This is a genomic window from Pontibacter liquoris, from assembly GCF_022758235.1.
Classification (GTDB): domain Bacteria; phylum Bacteroidota; class Bacteroidia; order Cytophagales; family Hymenobacteraceae; genus Pontibacter; species Pontibacter liquoris.
In genome coordinates this window covers 720,028-736,034 of record NZ_JALEBG010000001.1, presented here as the reverse complement: position 1 = coordinate 736,034, position 16,007 = coordinate 720,028, and the positions used below count along the sequence as shown (strand labels likewise).

At 53.1% G+C, this 16,007-nt stretch carries 14 protein-coding genes; 7 read left to right on the top strand and 7 right to left on the bottom strand.

From position 1 onward, the window contains the following. Positions 1–111: 111 nt before the first annotated feature. Positions 112–744 carry a nitroreductase family protein gene (locus LWL52_RS03000; protein ID WP_242916791.1) on the top strand — a complete coding sequence of 211 codons (633 nt, stop codon included), beginning with the start codon at positions 112–114 and terminating at the stop codon, positions 742–744. A 72-nt stretch (positions 745–816) separates the two neighbouring features. Here the strand turns inward: LWL52_RS03000 and LWL52_RS02995 are convergent, their stop codons facing one another. Continuing rightward, positions 817–2,121, bottom strand: coding sequence for a DUF885 domain-containing protein (locus LWL52_RS02995; RefSeq protein WP_242916789.1), 1,305 nt, complete (start codon positions 2,119–2,121; stop codon positions 817–819). 114 nt (positions 2,122–2,235) lie between these two features. Here LWL52_RS02995 and LWL52_RS02990 point away from each other — a divergent pair, with 114 nt between their 5' ends. Beyond that, on the top strand, positions 2,236–2,751 hold the full coding sequence (locus LWL52_RS02990) for a cupin (RefSeq protein ID WP_242916787.1): 516 nt from the start codon (positions 2,236–2,238) through the stop codon (positions 2,749–2,751). Between the two features lie 204 nt (positions 2,752–2,955). Here the strand turns inward: LWL52_RS02990 and LWL52_RS02985 are convergent, their stop codons facing one another. From LWL52_RS02985 to LWL52_RS02975, 3 genes are all read right to left on the bottom strand, one after another. Then, positions 2,956–4,443, bottom strand: coding sequence for a S10 family peptidase (locus tag LWL52_RS02985; protein WP_242916785.1), 1,488 nt, complete (start codon positions 4,441–4,443; stop codon positions 2,956–2,958). A 223-nt stretch (positions 4,444–4,666) separates the two neighbouring features. Further along, the gene (locus tag LWL52_RS02980) at positions 4,667–5,296 is read right to left on the bottom strand and encodes an HAD family hydrolase (RefSeq protein ID WP_242916783.1); all 630 of its coding nucleotides are present in this window, start codon (positions 5,294–5,296) and stop codon (positions 4,667–4,669) included. 148 nt (positions 5,297–5,444) lie between these two features. Next, a complete protein-coding gene (locus LWL52_RS02975) occupies positions 5,445–6,191 on the bottom strand; it encodes a DUF72 domain-containing protein (protein ID WP_242916781.1) in 747 nt (248 codons plus the stop codon). 317 nt (positions 6,192–6,508) lie between these two features. Between LWL52_RS02975 and LWL52_RS02970 the strand changes: the two genes are divergently transcribed. Both LWL52_RS02970 and LWL52_RS02965 read left to right on the top strand, forming a co-directional pair. Next, on the top strand, positions 6,509–7,405 hold the full coding sequence (locus LWL52_RS02970) for an ABC transporter ATP-binding protein (protein WP_242916779.1): 897 nt from the start codon (positions 6,509–6,511) through the stop codon (positions 7,403–7,405). Beyond that, positions 7,405–8,175, top strand: a complete 771-nt coding sequence (locus tag LWL52_RS02965) for an ABC transporter permease (protein ID WP_242920643.1) — start codon at positions 7,405–7,407, stop codon at positions 8,173–8,175. The genes LWL52_RS02970 and LWL52_RS02965 overlap by 1 nt, the downstream gene beginning before the upstream one ends. A gap of 1 nt (position 8,176) precedes the next feature. Here the strand turns inward: LWL52_RS02965 and LWL52_RS02960 are convergent, their stop codons facing one another. From LWL52_RS02960 to dnaG, 3 genes are all read right to left on the bottom strand, one after another. After that, positions 8,177–8,854: a hypothetical protein gene (locus tag LWL52_RS02960; RefSeq protein ID WP_242916777.1), complete on the bottom strand. Its 678-nt coding sequence runs from the start codon at positions 8,852–8,854 to the stop codon at positions 8,177–8,179. Between the two features lie 196 nt (positions 8,855–9,050). Then, positions 9,051–10,298, bottom strand: a complete 1,248-nt coding sequence (locus LWL52_RS02955) for a bifunctional 3,4-dihydroxy-2-butanone-4-phosphate synthase/GTP cyclohydrolase II (protein ID WP_242916776.1) — start codon at positions 10,296–10,298, stop codon at positions 9,051–9,053. A 346-nt stretch (positions 10,299–10,644) separates the two neighbouring features. Next, the gene (dnaG, locus tag LWL52_RS02950) at positions 10,645–12,558 is read right to left on the bottom strand and encodes a DNA primase (RefSeq protein ID WP_242916775.1); all 1,914 of its coding nucleotides are present in this window, start codon (positions 12,556–12,558) and stop codon (positions 10,645–10,647) included. Between the two features lie 526 nt (positions 12,559–13,084). Here dnaG and LWL52_RS02945 point away from each other — a divergent pair. From LWL52_RS02945 to fahA, 3 genes are all read left to right on the top strand, one after another. Beyond that, complete coding sequence (locus tag LWL52_RS02945) at positions 13,085–14,188, top strand: Mrp/NBP35 family ATP-binding protein (RefSeq protein WP_242916774.1); 1,104 nt, start codon at positions 13,085–13,087, stop codon at positions 14,186–14,188. Between the two features lie 4 nt (positions 14,189–14,192). Then, entirely contained in the window at positions 14,193–14,462 is a 270-nt protein-coding gene (locus tag LWL52_RS02940; protein WP_242916773.1) for a NifU family protein, read from the top strand. A gap of 199 nt (positions 14,463–14,661) precedes the next feature. Beyond that, on the top strand, positions 14,662–15,933 hold the full coding sequence (gene fahA, locus LWL52_RS02935) for a fumarylacetoacetase (RefSeq protein ID WP_242916772.1): 1,272 nt from the start codon (positions 14,662–14,664) through the stop codon (positions 15,931–15,933). Positions 15,934–16,007 lie beyond the last annotated feature (74 nt).

The window sequence follows — 16,007 nt, the reverse complement described above, 5'->3', positions numbered from 1 at the left end:
CTTCTCCTCAGAAACACTGCATTTTTCAGGAAACTAATGTATAGGATGCCATGTTAATGCTTATATTTGCATGTACATACATTAATTGTATAGATAATAATTAGAAAAAATATGAGTCTTTTAAATCATTTGAACTGGCGCTACGCGACCAAGCGTATGACGGGTGAGCAGGTGCCGCAGGACAAGGTAGACTACATTCTGGAAGCCACGCGTTTATCCGCTTCCTCTATGGGCCTGCAGCCTTATACTATTTTGGTAGTAGAAGATGCTGAGCTGCGCAAGCAGATCCAGAAAGTAGCCTACAACCAGCCCCAGATTGTGGAAGCATCGCACCTGCTGATCTTTGCAGCCTGGAACGACGTGACCGAGGCGCAGGTAGACGAGTATATGCTCAATATTGCCACTGTACGCAACATTCCTGTTGAATCGCTCGCCGATTTCAAGAACAGCCTGATGGGTTCTGTTGTGAGCCGCACGCAGGAACAAAAGTATGAGTGGTCTGCCCGCCAGGCCTACATTGCCTTGGGTACCGCCCTGGCTGCTGCCGCAGAGCAAGGCGTGGATGCCACGCCCATGGAAGGATTTGATCCGACTGCCTTAGACGAGCTCCTGCAGCTGAAAGAAAAAGGCTTGCGCAGCGTTGCCTTGCTTCCGCTGGGTTACCGCCACGCAGAAGCCGACTTCCTGGCCACTGCTAAAAAAGTACGTCGCAGCAAAGAGCAGCTTTTTGTGAAAGTTGCTTAAGCCCACGCCATTCCGAGTCATAAAAAAGCCACCGCAACGGTGGCTTTTTTTATGAGCGGCAAGTATAACTCCTCACTGCAGCATGGTGGCAGTGTTGGGCTGCGAGAGTAATTCTCCGAATACCTGCCAGCGTTTTTCCGGGTTCTCGTCGGTGCCGCCATGCGCCTCTACATACCTGCGGACCAGCTCCTGCCCCAGGTTATAGTTAATCACGTAGCTCCGGTACTTGTCTACAAAGCGGGTGCGCTGCAGGGCTTTATCGATGGGATAGAAATTATACTTCACAAAAAAAGCAGCTGCTTCCTCACGGCTCATGGTGCCGTTCAGATACTGGCGGGCGGCTTCGTTACCGGCAAAATTTAGTTTCCCGATCAGGCCAAGTATGCTATAATAACGCGCCGCTTCTGCAGGATCGAGGCCGGCCAGCGGAAACAGTACGCGTTTTTCAAATACCAGCCGTTCCTGCGCCGGAAAAGCCACTTCGATGCCATAGTTGGCGCTACCCTCGGCTATGAGGGATTGCGGGCTGAACAAAGGATAAATAGCGTATTCCTTCCAGCCTTGCTCGTTTACCATGTGCTGCTCCAGCAAGGTGTTAAACACATGGTGGCCGGGATAACCTTCGTGGCAGGCCAGGTCAATGGCGCGCTCAATGTAGATCGGGAAATCAGTGTTGATCTGGATCAGGCTGTAGCCGTTACCCTTAAAATAATTGTAGCCCGACCATGCCTTGTCTGTCACATACTCTACCCGGAAGTTCTCGTTGGCGGGCAGCTTGTAATGGGCTTTCGTTCGGTTGCGCGCCTCGGTTATGGCTGCCTGAAAAACAGCATCCAGCTTCTCTTTTGGGATCTCGAAGTGCGCCTGGTACGCTGCCCAACGCTCCGAAATGCTCCCTTTGCCTGGCAGCTGCCTGTCTATGGCCGTAAGCAGCGAGTCGAAATGTGCCAACGGGTAATGCGGAGGTGTAGCATCGTATAGCAGCTCCGCTTCGGTGTCGAAGTCCAGCTTCTTGCCCTGCATCATCTCTATTTTGGTCATAGCGGCGCGCACCTGCTTTTGGAACATCACAAGCCGTCTTTGCTCCATATCGGATAAGGCAGTTGCAGGTTGCGTCTGTAGGTTGCGCTGGATCAGGCGCAGCTCGGCCAGCATCGCCGCTGCTGGTAGCGTATCTGAAGGGGGGCCGCTTGGCTTCCACTCCGCCGGTCCGTAGTAGGCGTCCACCACATCGGCGTCGTACTGCCCCAGTTGCAGCAGGGTTTTTACATAGCGCTCAGCCAACTCGTCCATAGCCAGGGGCGGCTGCTTTGTTTCTTTACTGGCCGAGCAGGACCAGAGCGCGGCAGCAAGTATAACGAAAAGGGCTTTTTTCATAGCGGGTGCGTTTTAACAGTATGATTCAACTCTCAAGTTAAGCTTAATTTGCAAGAAAAGAAGGATAGCGGAAGGGACGGGCACTTACGTACATTCTTTAAACTTTAGCCTTGTATGAAACAGCTCACCGTAACCCCGCACCTGCTACCGCCGTACGGCAACATCCCCAACAACCAGCAGCTGCCGATGCTGATTTACCAGCATGTATTTGAGAGCAAGGAGAACCTGGTGCAACAGTTTAAAGAATCTTTTGCCGCCAACAACTGGCGCGGCAGCTGGGTAAACGGGGTGTTTGATTATCACCATTACCACAGCCGCTCGCACGAGGTGCTGGGCGTGGCAGCAGGCTCGGCTATCCTTATACTTGGCGGACCAGGTGCCCCAGAGGTAACCTTAAAAGCAAACGATCTGCTGGTGCTGCCGGCAGGCACTGGGCATTGCCTCAAGTCGTCGTCTGCGGATTTTAAAGTTGTGGGCGCTTACCCCGCCGGGCAGGAAAACTATGACATCTGCACCGAAAAGAACGATCCGGCAGAAACGAAAAAGCACATCGCCCGGGTGCCCCTGCCCACTGCCGACCCGATTGCCGGAAAGGATGGGCCCCTTCTAAAACAGTGGCAGCGCCCGTAGAAGAGGCCCTACCATTGCTGATTCAACTATCCTTATCCGCTGGTGCCGGTATGGGGACAGGGATATCCTCGGGAGATATCCAGTTCAAATACAAATGGGGACTAAGAAGTCCCCATCAGGCAACTTCCGGACTAGGAAGCCCGGAAGAGCGGGGAGCAGGTCTTTTGTCCTTTGTCTAAAATCTTACGTCTAAAATCTAACGTCTTAATACATCGCCGGCTGGTCCTTCTTGGGCAGGGAGGCACGGATAAAGTCGCGGATATCGTCGGTACCGGTTTTCAGGTCTTCGCGACGCAGGTACATCATGTGGCCGCTGCGGTAGCCTTTCCAGCTCAGGCGGTCTTTCAGCTTGCCGCTCGGGTCGAGTTGCCACATGCTATACTTGGCATTAAAGTAATCGCAGGCGCCATCGTAGTAGCCAGACTGGATCATGACGTGCAGGTAAGGGTTTTCGGCCATGGCTTGGCGCAGGTTTTCGCCGGCATGGTTATTCTCGTTGTTCCAGGGATGCACGGAGCCGAACATGTTATACTTCACATCGGTTTTATACTTGAGCTCGTCGCGTAGATACAGGTTAATGGCCGGCGTAAAAGCGTGCAGCCAGGCGGTGAGCTCGGCATTGAAGTCGGGCCGTTCGCCGGCATCTTCGCGGTCAATGCCTTTGTAGCGCGAGTCGAGGCGACCCACCGTAAAGCCCTGGTCGCGCAGCAGATCTTTCCAGAAAAAGTTAGTGGGCACCACCAGGTTGTGCTGCAGGATAGCCTGCTCCGACAGGCCGGAGTAGCGGGCCATTTTGGCGGCTATGGCTTTTCTCTGCGCTTCGTCCAGAAAACCGCCCCGGCTGATGGCCGGGATCAGCTCATTGATGGTAAATTCCTCTACTTCGGGCAGCATGGCTGTGAGGTCTTTCTGCTGCAGATCCGGGGGCAGTTGCTTGTGGTACCAGGCCGTGGCAGCAAAGTATGGCAGGCGTAGGGCAGCATCAACAGGGCCGCTCCTCTCGATGCCCAGTTCCGTAGGTGATACCAGGATCACGCCGTTCAAATACATCCACTGCGACTCCTGCAGCTCCAGCGCCAGCCCAGACACACGCGTGGTGCCGTAACTCTCGCCGATTAGGTATTTGGGGGAAGCCCAGCGCCCTTTGCGCGTGACGAAGGTGTTGATCCACTCGGCCAGATAAGTGATATCAGCATTCACGCCAAAGAACTTCGCCTTCATTTTATCTTTGTCCACGCCGGCCGCCATGCGCGAGTAGCCTGTGTTTACCGGGTTCACAAATACGATGTCGGCCATGTCGAGCAGCGCATAAGGGTTTTCCCTGATGCCGTAAGGTTGCACGGGGTACCCTTCGTCGTTGATATTGAGTAGGCGCGGACCTGTATAGGCAATGTGCATCCACACCGAAGCAGAGCCGGGGCCGCCGTTAAAAGAGATGATGAGCGGGCGGGCGGCACGGTCTTTTACATCCGAGCGCTCATAATAAGTATAAAACAGCCCCGCAATGGGCTTGCCGTCTTCGTCCCACACCGGCTGCGTGCCGGCTGTAGCGGTATAAGGCACGCGTTTGCCGTTGATGGTTACGTCGTGTTTGGTCGTCACCATAGAGTCCAGGGTGATCGCACGTTTCTGGGCCATTCCGGGCAGAACGAGCAGCGCCAGTAGTATAGCCAGTGTAATTAGCTTCCTCATTTTAAATATTTTGTTGGCTTTAAAGCACCTGATACGCCTTCGGAATAACGCATCCGGCAAGTATGCTCACAAGATATAAAAATAGAGAAGACTACCGAAATCCGTTTTCTTGCTGCCCTTATGCAAGCATGCAGAAGTCGGGCGCAACCCCAAAGTATAGGGGGAAGCTTCCGATGCGCGGTTGGGCAACAGCCAACCACGTTTCTGCTGATCAAAAAGCCTCTTAGAACAACTGCTGCAGCTCGCTGAATCTTGCGATCCGGGGCACCTGCTGCGTTACTTCGCCAAACCCGTAAGCGGCAAAAATAAAGGGCACGTTCGCGCCTACGCTGGCTTCGTAATCGCCTTTTGTATCGCCAATGTATACAGCGTTGGTAAAGTTGTTTCTTCGGATTACCTCGCGGATGTTGTCGGCCTTGGCCAGTTTAGAAGTGCCGTAGCAGGCATGGTCGGTAAAGTAGGCGTGCAGTTTGCTGTGCTGCAGGAAAGCCTCGATGTAGCCGCTCTGGCAATTGCTCACGATGGCCAGTTTATACTTGCCCTGTAGGTAAGCCAGGGTTTCTTCCAGGCCGTCGTACAACCTGCCGCCGGCGCTGCTGAGGTGCTGCAGCTCCTGGGCGGCACAGGTCTCCTGCAGCTCCGTTTTATACTTATCCGGCACGTTGGGGAAAAGCTTTTCGAAAATAGCATCATACGGCATCCCCGCCAACGACTGCACATCCTTTTGCGTCACCGAGCGGTCTATAAAATCATACTTCTTCAGCGCTTCCTGCCAGGCATCGGCCACGGTTTGGGTAGCATCCCAAAGGGTGCCATCCAGGTCAAAAATAAGGGTACCGGTATTGTTGAACATAGGTGTCATCCGTTAAAAAAGAGCAGCCCGGGTTAGGGGCTGCCAAAGTATAGCTAAAATAAAAGCAGCAATTATTTGCCGCACAAAGGTACGGATTTAGCCCCGGCGGAAGGTATCAATTTTCAGGTTCTAGAGAAATTCAGGACTTTCACATTTGCTCCACCAGTTCCCGCAGCTTTTGCGCGTCCTGCACAGCGGCGCCGGTAATGGTGTTGTTAAAATATACCCATACTTCCTTTCCGTCCAGCAGCCAGTCGTAGATCATGAAGGCGTAGCGCTCCAATTGCTCGTCGGAGTAGGACGAGCTATACATGCGCTCATCGCCGTGCAGGCGCAGGTAAACGGTGTCGGTAGTGGTGGTTTCGAGCTTTGGAAACCGCTTGCCGGCGCTGGAGATCACCCACGAAATATCATGCTCCTGCAACAGCTCCTGGGCCTGCTCGGTAAACCACGACTTGTGACGGGCTTCCAGGGCAAAGATCGTCTCAGGGTATTTTTCGCGCAACATCGTTACAAAGGGCGCCACCACACCAAAGTCGAAATGCAGGCTACCGGGAAGCTGCACCAGCACCGGCCCCAGCCGCTCGCCCATGGCCAGAAACCGGCCCATAAACTTATCGAGCGGCTCTTCGGCATCCACCAGGCGTCGTTTGTGCGTGATCTCCTGGTTTAGCTTGGCGGCAAACCGAAAGGACGGCGGCGTAAGGCTAAGCCATTTCTCAATGGTCTTCACCATCGTGAAATGATAAAAGCTGCTGTTGAGCTCGGTGGTGTTGAACCGGGTGGCGTAATACGGCAGGAAGTCGGCCGATTTCATGTCTTCGGGGTAGAGGATGCCCTGCCAGCGGTAACTCCAGCCGGAGGTGCCAATATATAGTTTTTCTGTTGATGCCATAGAAAGCCATACGTAAGGCGCTGTTGCATGGCGTTATTTTCCGGGCGGTGGCGTTTCATTCTCATCAGGCTGCCTCACCAATACATGCAAACAGTTACAGCACGCACATACTTGCTGCAACCTGATAAGCAAGGATTTATACTTGCTCGTGGCCGGAAGAGGCGCCGAAATTCAGTTATTGGGCAGCATACGTTTCGAGTTCATTTTTTAATTATCGATGATACCGCGGGCGGATAGTTGGATGCCTTCACTTACTTTCCTATATTCCGGTAATGCAATAGAAAAAAGCCAGACACCAGTACTGAAAACCTATACGCTTGGCAGCAATACTCGACATTAACAACCTTAGTAAACGCTACGGCGCCATACAGGCGGTGCAGCAGCTATCGGTGCAGGTAGCGCAGGGCAGCATTTACGGACTGCTCGGGCCTAACGGCAGCGGAAAAACCACTACCCTGAGTATGGTGCTGGATGTGATCCGGCCGGATGCGGGCAGTTTCAGCTGGTTTGGCCAGCCGGTTAGCCGCAGCACCAAGCGCCGCGTGGGCGCCCTGCTCGAAACGCCAAACTTTTACCCTTACCTCACGGCCCATCGCAACCTGGAGGTGGCTGCCAGCATCAAAGGCGCCGATCCTAAAAAGATCGGGCACGCGCTGCACCTGGTGGGGCTCGACCATCGCAGGCATACGACTTTTAAAGGCTTTTCGCTTGGCATGAAACAACGGCTTGCCCTGGCCGCTGCCCTGCTCAACGACCCGGAAGTGCTGGTGCTGGATGAACCCACCAACGGCCTGGACCCGGAAGGTATCGCCGAGGTGCGCCAGCTCATACTGCGCATCGCCTCCGAGGGCAAGACGATCATACTTGCCAGTCACCTGCTGGACGAGGTGGAGAAAGTATGTACCCATGTGGCCGTGCTGCAGGGAGGTGTGCTGAAGGCCGAAGGTCCCGTGGGTACGATCCTATCCGCCAAAGACAGTGTGGTGATCAGCACCGACAGCCGCGAGCAGGCGCTGGCGCTTTTGCCGCAAATGCCGTGCGTGGCCGCTTTTCATCCGGAAAAAGAAAACCTGGTGCTCACCCTGCAGGAAGGCTGCACGAGCGCTGATGTGAACAAGGCCATGTTTGAGGCAGGCATCGTGCTCTCGCAGGTAGTGGTGCGGCGCAAAAGCCTGGAAACCCAGTTTCTGGAAATCGTTAAAACACAATCTTGATGAACTTACTTCGCATCGAATTTCAGAAAATATTCCCTTACCGCACGGCCTGGGTCATCCTGGCGATCTATGCGGTGCTGCTGGTACTGGTGATGTATGCCATGAGCAATATTACGATTAACGGCAGTGCGCTGGGCAGTGATGTGTACCAGTTTCCGGCTATCTGGCAACGGCTGGCGTATGTGGCCAGCTATTTTAATCTGCTGCTCGGCATTCTGATCATTGTGCTGGTCACCGACGAGTATAGTTACCGTACGTTTCGCCAGCAGGTCATCGATGGCATGTCAAGGGCGGAGCTGGTGGTGGCAAAGTTTTATGTGATCCTGGCTGTAAGTATGGCCGCCACCCTGTTCCTGTTTTTGATGGGTTTATACTTTGGCATGGTGTACAGCACCGATAAAAGCGTTGCCGCCATCTTCGGGCAGGTAGACAGCCTCTCTTACTACTTTGTGCAGGCAGTGGGCTATATGACGCTGGCCCTGCTCAGCGCCTTTTTAATCAAGCGCAGCGGCCTTGCCATCATTGCCTTTATCGCGTATGCGCAGATCGTGGAGCCCATCCTCAATTTTCAACTTTCCGATAGTATGGATAAATTCATGCCCATGAAAGTATGGAAGAGCCTGACGCCCATGCCGGGGCAGGAACTGATGGACCAGCTCACCACACCGACGGAATTGCTCCTGCCGCAGTGGGCGGTCTTGCCGGCGATCGGGTATATCGACCTGTTTTTGTTTCTGGCGTACTATACGTTGAAACTACGGGATCTGTAGCTTACTCGAGCGAGTTGAAGTAGTTGACAATGGCGACCACTTCCATGGGGTTTTCGTAGCTCAACTTGTTCTGCTTCACAAAGGATTTTACGAGCGACGACTTCTTTCCAAAAAGCTTTCCGAGGTCTTTGCGCACATTGCGTAACGTGATAATTGTGCCATCGGGGAGCAGGGCATAGTATAATTCGGTTACCTGCTCGGCCCACTCCGAATTGGAAGGCGCATAATAAGCGGAGTTGTAGTATCGGTAGCCGCCCGTATTGGCCAGATCGCGTGCCGTATACGTCTCGCGCATGATCAGGGTGATATACCCATCATTGAGCTGTTCAAAAAAAGTGGGCTTCCTGAAATTGGAGTAGTTGTGGCCCTGGTCCCAGGCGTAGGTCCGGAATACATGATGGTTACCGCCCGGTAGCTCGTTGGCAATAAAGTACTGCACGTTAACCGGAGAAAAAGCGCTGACCGTGCCATCCTTGTGCTGCACGTTGATCACATCCTGGTTGCGGTAAAACATTAAGGGGCCGCTAACGGTATCGCCGGAAGTGAGCACAACCTCACCGCTGGGCCATACTTGTATGTCAATGGCAGAGCGGTTCTGGGCCCGGCTGTAACCCCACGTTAAGCCCGACCAAACCATAAACACCGCTATTATTAGTCTTCTTAACGTGGTTGCCTTCATACACCTTTCCTTTTATAGTTGCGAGCACATGCTCACAGCTGCTACATCCTACAAAACAGGCACTTACAATTTTTTACCACCAGTTAAAAAGGAATGTTTCCTATATTTAAGATAAATTTTTAATGTTAAAACAAAAGTCCTGCCCTTGATCGGAACAGATCAAGGGCAGGACTTTTCCTAAGAAACTCCGGTCAGTTTATTTATTCACCGTCACGGTTTTAAGAATTTCGTGTCCCAGTTTATCACGCTTGGTGGTCAGGTATTTCTGGTTGTGTTCGTTCGGCTTCATCTCTATCGGCACGCGCTCCACCACTTCCAGGCCATAGCCCATTAAGCCGGACCTTTTCTTTGGATTGTTGGAAATGAGCCGCATTTTCTGCACCCCTAAGTCGCGCAGGATCTGGGCACCAACCCCGTAATCCCGCTCATCCATTTTAAAGCCAAGCTCTAGGTTTGCTTCTACCGTATCCAGGCCCTGCTCCTGCAACTTGTAGGCTCTCAGTTTGTTGATCAGGCCAATGCCGCGCCCTTCCTGGTTCATGTATACGATCACGCCTTTGCCTTCCTTATCTACCATGCGCATGGCCTCGTGCAGCTGCGGCCCGCAGTCGCAACGGCAGGAGCCAAAAATATCGCCGGTTACACACGACGAGTGCACGCGTACCAGAATAGGCTCACCTTCCTCCCAGGTGCCTTTTACCAGCGCCAGGTGCTTGGCCCCGTTGCTCCGTTGGGTAAACGCATACAGGTCGAAAGTGCCGAAATCAGTGGGCAGCTGCACCACGATCTCGCGGTCTATCAGGCTCTCATTTTTCAGCCGGTAGGCGATCAGGTCTTTAATGGAAATGAGTTTGAGGTCGAAACGCTCGGCCACCTTTATCAGGTCGGGCAGGCGGGCCATAGAGCCATCCTCGTTCATGATCTCTACCAGCACCCCGGCCGGTGCCAATCCTGCCAAATGGGCCAGGTCTACGGCCGCTTCGGTGTGGCCGGCGCGACGCAGCACGCCTTCTTTCTTGGCTTTAAGCGGAAAAATGTGGCCCGGCTTGCCCAGGTCATGCGGATCGGTATTCGGATCTACGAGCGCCTGGATTGTTTTTGCCCGGTCAGAAGCGGAGATGCCCGTGGTACAGCCATGGCCTATCAGGTCAACGGACACGGTGAAGGGCGTGGCGTGCAGGGCGGTGTTGCGGCCCACCATCAGTTCCAGGCCCAGTTCATCACAACGCTCTTCGGTAAGCGGCGTGCAGATCAGGCCACGGCCGTGCGTTGCCATAAAGTTTACAATTTCAGGCGTAATCTTCTCGGCTGCGCATACAAAGTCGCCTTCGTTCTCACGGTCATCGTCATCCACCACAATTACTACCTTGCCCTGGCGTATATCTTCTATTGCTGCGGCTATGGTATCGAGAGGCCTTAATGCCTGTGACGTATTAGTTTCCATACAACTATTTTATTTGGCCTTCTGCGGCGCTTCTGAGCGGCAACAGGCTTTGGTTATTATCTAATGCTAAAGCAGCACAAAAATAAGCGTTTTATGCCGCAATCCTGATTTTATTTGAATAACACTTAAAGTACAGATTTAGTTGAAGAAGGGGTGATATTTGAAATTTTGATTTGGAGTCCGGCTACCGTATTTATGGATTGAATTTCTTACCGTTCTCTTGGCTGCCTTGTAGCTGGCTGGGCACAAGCGGGCGCTTGCGCCAGAAAGGACTGATCCGGAACTGCTGGCTCCTGGTTTAAAGTATGAGCCTTCTGAAAAGGAAAGCCCGGAGAGAGGTAAATCGTTACTTATTTACCACAATGCCCAGCATATCGCCGAGCTGGCTGTGCAGTGTTTTTAACATGATGATGCTATTGAGCTGCCGGTCCTGCTCCTGCGGATCTGTTACGAGGCGGAGCTTTTCGATTTCGCTTTTCAGGAGCAGTTCCACGTTGCGCCATTTCAGGCGGAGCACGGCACGCTCTGCGCCGTAAGGCAACAGGTCCGTTTCGCGGGGCACAAAAATATGGTGCGTTTCCCAGTTGTGACTCAGCTCATGCGGGTCTGAAAGCAGGTTGGTTGCTTCGGTGCGTATTTCCTGATCGGGATAATTGATAAAATCTTCGGCTGTAGGCAACACGCCGGCAGACAGCTTTTCTTTTACCAGCTCCAGCAGGCGGGCATAGAGCGGTGTCCGGAACGCCACATCCTCCAGCTGCTCCGACATATACTGGCAGGTGGTCATGCCTTCTTCCAGCACCCGGTCCGGGTAGTTGAGCAGCATACGTACGATCTCGCGCTCATAGCGCTTCAGCACATCTACATCCGAATCCTGCTTTTCCGGCGCAACAGGCTCATGCGGCGCTTCAGCAGGTTCATAGTTGTTGCCTGTTTTTGGTTGTTGCCGGTCCTGCAGCTGCATTTTATTATACTCCGAGATGAGGATCTGCTCGTCGATATCAAAAATGAGGCTGCAGCTGCGGAAAAAGATGGTGCGTTTAATAGCATCCGGCACTTTGGCAATGGAGCCTACAATTTCACGCACGGCCTCGGCTTTCTTTACCGGGTTGCCCTTCGACTCCTCGGCATACAGGCTGGTTTTAAACGAGATAAAGTCCTGCGCCTTCTCCTTTATGTAAGCTTTAAAGGCCGTATCGCCTACTTTCTGGATATAGGAATCCGGGTCCTCGCCTTCCGGAAAGGTCACCACATCTACGTTCAGGCCGTTTTCCAGGATCAGGTCGATGCCGCGCAACGAGGCTTTTATACCCGCCGCATCGCCATCGTAGAGCACTGTGATATTCTGGGTATAGCGCGAGATGAGCTTTATCTGGCCTTCGGTAAGGGAAGTACCCGAGGAGGACACTACGTTTTCAATGCCGCCCTGGTGCAGCGAGAGCACGTCGAGGTAGCCTTCCACCATTAAGCACATGTCCTGCATCCGGATGGCCTGCTTGGCCTGGAACAAGCCGTAGAGCACATTGCTTTTGTGGTAGATATCCGACTCGGGCGAGTTGAGGTACTTGGGGCTTTTCTTGTCGTTGGGTTTGAGCGTGCGGGCGCCAAAGCCTACCACGCGCCCCGAAATATTATGGATGGGGAACATCACGCGCCCCCGGAAACGGTCGTAGCGTTTGCCGTCTTCGCGCGCAATGGTGAGGCCTGTGGCTTCGAGGTATTTTTGCTGAAAACCGGCTTTCAGGGCAGCATCGGTCAGGTCCGACCATTCATCCAGGGTATAGCCCAGCTCAAATTTGCGGATGGTGTTGCCGCTCAGACCGCGCTGCTTCAGGTAGCTCTGCCCGATCCCACCCTGTTCGTGCTCGTGGAGGCGCTGCTGAAAGTGCTTGCTGGCAAACTCCGAAACAATGAACAGGCTGTCGCGCTCGCTCTGCTCACGCGCAAACTCTGGGTGCTGCTCTTCCTCGGGCACCTCGATGCCATACTTCTTGGCCAGGTACTTGATGGCTTCCGGAAAGCTGGTGCCTTCCACATCCATGATAAACTGCACCGAGTTGCCCGCCTTGCCGCAACCAAAGCACTTGTAAATGCCCTTCGCCGGCGAAACTGAGAAAGAGGGTGATTTTTCGTGGTGGAACGGGCAGCAGGCCCACATGTTCTGCCCCTTTTTCTTGAGCGATACAAAATCACCCACTACCTCCACAATATCGGCTTGGGCAATAACCTGGTCAACGGTTTCTTTGGGTATCAGAGACATGGGCAGAAAATACTAGCGGATGACAAAGATAGCATTTATAGCGGTTTGTTGGATGCTGGTTTTAAGTTGTTCGTTGTTGGTTCGAGCGCTTAGGGCTAGCAATGCCTAAACTAGCGCTTTTATCCCAACTTCCCTCCTTCGGCTCTTATCTATCTCGTTTATACTACAAGGTCACTGCTTGCCTGGAAAAACTTCACCCACATTTCTTTCATCATGATAGAACGTGCTTACACTTCAAACCAATAGATAATTCATACTTTATACTTGAAACTGATGCGGTTTTCATACTTCGCAGCTGTTAAAGTATACACGAACTGCTTCATAACCTGCCGGCATTTCTCCCACCAAAAAACACCGGACCTTATACTTACGGCCGCTGCATTTTCTTACCCGAACCGGCTGATGCGGATTAATCTGCAAAGAGCAAAACTTATACTTTGTATTGGTTGTTGCTCTCTTAAGGCTTTGCATGCGAATAGACTTTTTTGTTTGTATCTTTGCTGTGCATTTCTTTAGCATTCACACTATGGCTATTACAAAAGAAGATATACTCAAAGCCCTCAGCTATGTGGAGGAGCCGGATCTTGGCAAAGACCTGGTGACCCTGAACATGGTGGAGGACGTGCAGGTGAACGGAAAGGACATCAGCTTTACCGTTATCCTGACCACGCCTGCCTGCCCACTCAAAGACCTGATCCGCAAAGCCTGCATCACGGCCATCCATACCATGGTGGACAAAGACGCTGAGGTTACGGTAAACATGACCTCGCGCGTGACCTCCGGCCGCGGTGATACCTCGGAAGTACTGAACGGCGTGAAAAACATTATTGCAGTGGCCTCCGGCAAAGGCGGCGTCGGCAAATCAACGGTTACCACCAACCTGGCTATCGCCCTGGCCCAGTCCGGCGCGCGTGTCGGACTGATAGATGCCGATATTTCCGGTCCTTCTATCCCTACGATGTTTGGCACCGAGCAGGAGCGCCCCCGTATGATCCAGGGTGACCACGGCAAGAACTATATTTTACCGGTCGAGAAGTATGGCGTCAAGATGATGTCGATCGGCTTTCTGACACCCGCCGACGGCGCTGTTATCTGGCGTGGCCCGATGGCCAGCTCTGCGCTGCGCCAGTTTATTTCGGATGTGGATTGGGGCGAGCTGGATTACCTGCTGCTGGACCTGCCACCAGGCACCTCCGACATTCACCTGACTATGGTGCAGGCACTGCCGGTAACAGGCGCTGTAATTGTGACCACGCCCCAGAAAGTAGCCCTAACCGATGCTATGAAAGGCCTGCAGATGTTCCGTCAGCCACAGATCAATGTGCCGGTGCTGGGTGTGGTAGAGAATATGGCTTACTTTACACCTGCCGAGCTTCCGGAGAATAAATATTATATCTTTGGCGAAGGCGGAGGCAAAGCCCTGGCCGAGAAGTATGAAGTGGCATTGCTGGGCCAGGTGCCCCTGGTGCAGGGCATCCGCGAAAGCGGCGATGCCGGAACGCCTGTGGTGCTGCAGAACGATTCTCCGGCCTCTGGTGTTTTCAAAGAGTTGGCACAAGCTGTGGCACAACAAGTGTCTGTTCGAAATGCCTCGCTTGCGCAAACCAAACCTGTAGAAATTAAAAGTTAATAAAATGGGAGTAGTAAACATAGATGAGGACTTTTTACTCCGCATAGAAAGCGCCCTCGACCAGATCAGGCCTTACCTGGAAGCTGACGGTGGCAACGTAAAAGTGCTGGAAGTAACCGATGAGATGGTGCTGAAGCTGGAGCTTCTGGGCGCCTGTGGCTCCTGCCCGATGTCTACCATGACGCTGAAAGCGGGCGTAGAGCAGTCGGTGCTCAAAGCAGTGCCGGAGATACGGGCGGTGGAGGCGATCAACGTAGCTCCTTTATCTATCTAAGCTATCACGTATACTTGCTGAAAGCGGGTATAGCGGGCAGAGGCCGGCTATACCCGCTTTTGTTTTCTGGTAACCCTATTGCAAGTATAACTGGTGCACGGGGGGCCTGCAGCCAGGCATGATAAACAGCCCTGCTTCCCTGTTTCCCTTCTGAGCCAAAAAAGCTATATTTGTTTATTCACCCCAAAGGCTTCTTCCTATGTTAAAAGCAAACGACCCCTCCCTCCACTCCTGGATAGAAATAGCAGCAGACAGCGACTTCCCGATTCAGAACCTGCCTTATGGGATCTTCCGGACGGATACGCGCGACCCGCGGGTGGGTGTGGCAATAGGAGAGTATATCCTGGATCTGTGCGTGGTGGGCCAGCAAAACATGTTCGAACTCATCGATCTGGACCCGAACGTGTTTCACCGCCGCTACCTGAACGACTTTATGGCCTTGGGAAAGCCAATATGGCGGGCGGTTCGCAACCGGGTTTCCGACCTGCTGCGCAACGACAACGAAGAGATCAGCGGCGACAGCAACCTGATCCGGCAGTGCCTAGTAAAGCAAAGCGAGGCCGAAATGCTGCTGCCGGTAAAAATACCCAACTACACCGATTTTTATAGCAGCGAGGCCCATGCTACCAACGTAGGCGCCATGTTCCGGGATCCAGCCAATGCGCTGCTGCCTAACTGGAAACATATGCCTGTCGGTTACCATGGGCGGGCCTCCTCTATTGTTGTTTCGGGTACCAGCCTGTACAGGCCGAAAGGACAATTGAAAGTGGCAGATGCCGATGCTCCGGTTTTTGGACCAAGCAAGATGCTGGATTTTGAACTGGAAGTAGCTTTTATAACCGGAAAAGAAACCCAGTTAGGGCAAAGCATCTCCCCTGCCGAAGCGGAAGATTATATTTTCGGGCTGGTACTTTTTAACGACTGGTCGGCCCGGGATATCCAGACCTGGGAATATGTGCCGCTTGGCCCGTTCCTGGCCAAAAGCTTTGGCTCGGCTATTTCGCCCTGGGTGGTAACGCTGGATGCACTGGCACCTTTTAAAGTGAAAGGCCCCGAGCAGGACCCCAAACCCCTTCCCTACCTGGATTCTCCCGGCCACCACCATTATGACATTAACCTGGAAGTGCTGCTGCAGCCAAAAGGAAGTATGGCAACCAGCATTTGCCGCTCTAACTATAAACACCTCTACTGGAATATCAGCCAACAGCTGGCGCACCAAAGTAGCAATGGCTGCAACATCCAAATCGGCGACCTGTATGCTTCCGGCACCATCAGCGGCCCGGAGAAAGATTCATACGGGTCGATGCTGGAGCTAACCTGGCGCGGCACGCAGCCCATTACGCTCTCAGACGGCACCCAGCGCCAGTTCATTAACGACTTTGATACCGTGATCATGCGCGGCTACGGAGAGCGCCACGGCATCCGGATTGGCTTTGGCCAGGTAAGCACCGAAATACTGCCGGCTGGTTAGTTTAATTAGGTTAGCTGCTTCTTTCAAACAAAAAGCCCGGATGAGCAAAATTGCTCATCCGGGCTTTTTGTTTT

Coding starts and splice junctions, on each gene's coding strand:
- LWL52_RS03000 (WP_242916791.1), top strand. CDS start 112: ATGAGTCTTTTAAATCATTTGAACTGGCGCTACGCGACCAAGCGTATG.
- LWL52_RS02995 (WP_242916789.1), bottom strand. CDS start 2,121: ATGAAAAAAGCCCTTTTCGTTATACTTGCTGCCGCGCTCTGGTCCTGC.
- LWL52_RS02990 (WP_242916787.1), top strand. CDS start 2,236: ATGAAACAGCTCACCGTAACCCCGCACCTGCTACCGCCGTACGGCAAC.
- LWL52_RS02985 (WP_242916785.1), bottom strand. CDS start 4,443: ATGAGGAAGCTAATTACACTGGCTATACTACTGGCGCTGCTCGTTCTG.
- LWL52_RS02980 (WP_242916783.1), bottom strand. CDS start 5,296: ATGTTCAACAATACCGGTACCCTTATTTTTGACCTGGATGGCACCCTT.
- LWL52_RS02975 (WP_242916781.1), bottom strand. CDS start 6,191: ATGGCATCAACAGAAAAACTATATATTGGCACCTCCGGCTGGAGTTAC.
- LWL52_RS02965 (WP_242920643.1), top strand. CDS start 7,405: ATGAACTTACTTCGCATCGAATTTCAGAAAATATTCCCTTACCGCACG.
- LWL52_RS02960 (WP_242916777.1), bottom strand. CDS start 8,854: ATGAAGGCAACCACGTTAAGAAGACTAATAATAGCGGTGTTTATGGTT.
- LWL52_RS02955 (WP_242916776.1), bottom strand. CDS start 10,298: ATGGAAACTAATACGTCACAGGCATTAAGGCCTCTCGATACCATAGCC.
- dnaG (WP_242916775.1), bottom strand. CDS start 12,558: ATGTCTCTGATACCCAAAGAAACCGTTGACCAGGTTATTGCCCAAGCC.
- LWL52_RS02945 (WP_242916774.1), top strand. CDS start 13,085: ATGGCTATTACAAAAGAAGATATACTCAAAGCCCTCAGCTATGTGGAG.
- LWL52_RS02940 (WP_242916773.1), top strand. CDS start 14,193: ATGGGAGTAGTAAACATAGATGAGGACTTTTTACTCCGCATAGAAAGC.
- fahA (WP_242916772.1), top strand. CDS start 14,662: ATGTTAAAAGCAAACGACCCCTCCCTCCACTCCTGGATAGAAATAGCA.